This is a genomic window from Vibrio sp. 970 (assembly GCF_033339075.1).
The window spans coordinates 1-543 of sequence record NZ_JAWOTW010000708.1 but is presented as its reverse complement, the minus strand read 5'-3'; the positions used below and the strand labels follow the sequence as shown (position 1 = coordinate 543).

Genomic DNA, 543 nt, shown 5'->3' with positions numbered 1-543 from the left:
GAACTTGAGTGCGAGTGAGCTGTTCTAACTCTTCACTCAGCAGGCGCATTTCTTCAACACGAGTATCAATTTCTTTCGCGAGCCACAACTTTCTTTCAACCGTGACACCAAGCTCTGCGAGGTTATTGATCACATTCTGAACATTGCTTTCAAGTGCATCGAGCAGTTTTGAATCAAATGACTGACCACCTAACTCTTTAATGTGCGTCAACAGCGATTCAAGTTGTTCGAACAACACTCGCCCGGCTTTTTTCCTCTCTTGCTCATTTTGCGCATTAGAGAGCATTTGCACCGATGAAATGATTCGAGTACTCAATTCCGAGACTTGTCGCGCTTCTATCATGGCGGGGATCGCGGCATCTACCACATTCCTTTCTGTTTTTGCCACCAGCGAAAAGCCGGATACGCCAATCAATGCTGATAACATGACCAGCATTGCCATCGCGATGAATGACAACAGAAGTTTACGACCGATGCTTGCGGTTGCTAGCAACATATTTTCATGACCTTAATGTTCGTGTTCGGCGACATATTACGTTATAT

General features: G+C 45.1%; 1 pseudogene. It reads right to left on the bottom strand.

Features of this window, described 5'->3' with window-relative positions:
- Positions 1-496: pseudogene (locus tag R7Q11_RS28745) on the bottom strand (TMAO reductase system sensor histidine kinase/response regulator TorS); the annotation flags it as partial.
- Positions 497-543: the final 47 nt, after the last annotated feature.